This window comes from Alkalibacterium sp. m-11, assembly GCF_054658155.1.
In genome coordinates, this window is sequence record NZ_BAAGIR010000374.1 from 1 (window position 1) to 417 (window position 417).

At 38.1% G+C, this 417-nt stretch carries 1 protein-coding gene; it reads left to right on the top strand.

Going from position 1 to position 417, the window contains the following annotated elements; all coding sequences use genetic code 11:
- Positions 1–29 precede the first annotated feature (29 nt).
- On the top strand, positions 30–417 hold a 388-nt coding region (locus tag ACYQ2O_RS12865), incomplete at its 3' end, for a transposase (RefSeq protein WP_459796792.1).

Consider the following 417-nt stretch of genomic DNA (forward strand, 5'->3'; position numbering starts at 1 on the left):
CAAAACAACAAAAACAAGAGGTGTGCTCAATGTCAACTTTACAAGAAAAGCAACTACAATTCAATCCCCATTTGGTTATGTCAAACGATGGCGGTCAATTATCCAATGATTCCGGTCTCCTTTTACTCTTTGAATTTTTTCATAAGATCAAGTTCAAAGAGCTGGTTAACGAGTTATTGCATATTGACGATTCAAGAAACTATTGTACACATGACTATATTGATTTATTTATGCAGGTTCTTGTGCAGTTAATAGCCGGTTACTCAACGGATTCTTCAGCCAATTGGCTGCGTCACGATCCAGTTTTTCAGCAGGGGCTAAATAAAACGACCTTAGGTTCACAGTCGATGGTTTCTCGTTTTATTCATCAACTGTCGGAGGAGAATATCGTTCAACTTCAATCAATTGCCAAGGCAT